This is a genomic window from Caldisalinibacter kiritimatiensis, from assembly GCF_000387765.1.
GTDB lineage: Bacteria > Bacillota > Clostridia > Tissierellales > Caldisalinibacteraceae > Caldisalinibacter > Caldisalinibacter kiritimatiensis.
Genome location: NZ_ARZA01000026.1, coordinates 1 through 1,384, shown reverse-complemented (window position 1 = coordinate 1,384; position 1,384 = coordinate 1). Strand labels below are relative to the sequence as shown.

The 1,384-nt window shown below is 27.2% G+C and carries 2 protein-coding genes and 1 pseudogene; all 3 read right to left on the bottom strand.

What is annotated here, in order from left to right; genetic code table 11:
* Nucleotides 1-114, bottom strand: a pseudogene (locus tag L21TH_RS15180) (transposase); the annotation flags it as partial.
* 243 nt (nucleotides 115-357) lie between these two features.
* Entirely contained in the window at nucleotides 358-834 is a 477-nt protein-coding gene (locus tag L21TH_RS14735) for a DDE-type integrase/transposase/recombinase (protein ID WP_006306467.1), read from the bottom strand.
* On the bottom strand, nucleotides 831-1,151 hold the full coding sequence (locus L21TH_RS14730) for a hypothetical protein (RefSeq protein ID WP_006306457.1): 321 nt from the start codon (nucleotides 1,149-1,151) through the stop codon (nucleotides 831-833). The genes L21TH_RS14735 and L21TH_RS14730 overlap by 4 nt, the downstream gene beginning before the upstream one ends.
* Nucleotides 1,152-1,384: the final 233 nt, after the last annotated feature.

Genomic DNA, 1,384 nt, shown 5'->3' with positions numbered 1-1,384 from the left:
CTCAGCAGATACTTCTATTCCGTATATGTCTTTTAATTGATCATGTATATCCCTTGTTGATATACCCCTCGCATATAGTAATATTACTTGTTCTTCTGTACCTGAAATATTTCTTACTTTAATTATTTCTCTTAAAACTTCTCTTGGTAATGTTGACATAGAAAAACACCTTTCTGGTTTTGATTTCTAGTATTAATTATTGTCAGAAAGGAGTTTTGTTTTTCACTTAAGCACAGATTTTTTTATACTACCGTTTATTAAAAAGTTTTTTTATTAAATGTTCATTAGCCTCTTCAATTGAGTTAAATTTATTATTAAGTGCAAAGGCTTTACGCCTTATGTATTCAACACTTCTTTCTACATGACCTTTTCATTTCCACTACATATATTACAAAATCTAAAATTAAAACCATAATAAAGTGATAGCTTTAAAAGCTCTTCCGTAGGAATCTTTTTTGTTTTATTTACAAACTTTTTAACTGCTTGTTTTATATTATCATACACAAAAATTTTATATACTCCACCTTCATGATTTATGAATTTAACATGTGCATCTAAAAAGTTTTTCATTTTTTGATTAGGATAAATGTATGCGTATCTATAGGAACTTTTAGCAGTTGTAAATATTGCTATGTGTAAATTTTTCACTTTACCGTTTATATTAAGCTTTAAATGCCCCCAATCAAATTCAACTACTTCACCAAAATCATATTCTTGTCTTATATATGCCTCTTTAGCTTTATTTTTCTTTTCTCTTACATAATTACATACCGTAGAATAACTTATTTCATAACCTTCATCAACTAAAGCTTCATGTATATCTATTGCCTTCATCTGTTGTTTTTTCTTCCACTAGATCTTTTGATTTCATTTTCTTTTAAATAGTTGTCTATCTTTTCTATTATTTCATCTGTGAGCACCATTCTTTTTCTATTGGAACTATCATATTTAGGTTTACTTACTATCTCCTCTATAATTTCCTTTTTATTTACACCTTCTTTCATAAGCTCTTCTTTTTTTATTTCATATTCTTTAATATATTTTCGTATTGTTTTTCTAGCATTCCCAGTTTCTCTATGTATTTGCCACTGAGATTTACCTTCTCTAAAGTGTGATAGTATTATTTCTTGCTTTTGCACTAAACTAATCATCCCCTTATCCTCCCCTATGAATTATCATAGGGTTATTTTACATTTCCTCTAGGGGATTTTTCAATTATTATACTAGGGTAATTTTAATTTATCATAAACAAAATTTAGTTAAAACGTTTTATACTAGATAAACTTAGAGAAAATTGTTACAATTATGGTTGCAGGATATATTTAGGTAGTGTAAAAAGAATTATGAAAAGTTAGAGCAAAGATTGGATATACTCTAAAATGAC

Coding starts and splice junctions, on each gene's coding strand:
- L21TH_RS14735 (WP_006306467.1), bottom strand. CDS start 834: ATGAAGGCAATAGATATACATGAAGCTTTAGTTGATGAAGGTTATGAA.
- L21TH_RS14730 (WP_006306457.1), bottom strand. CDS start 1,151: ATGATTAGTTTAGTGCAAAAGCAAGAAATAATACTATCACACTTTAGA.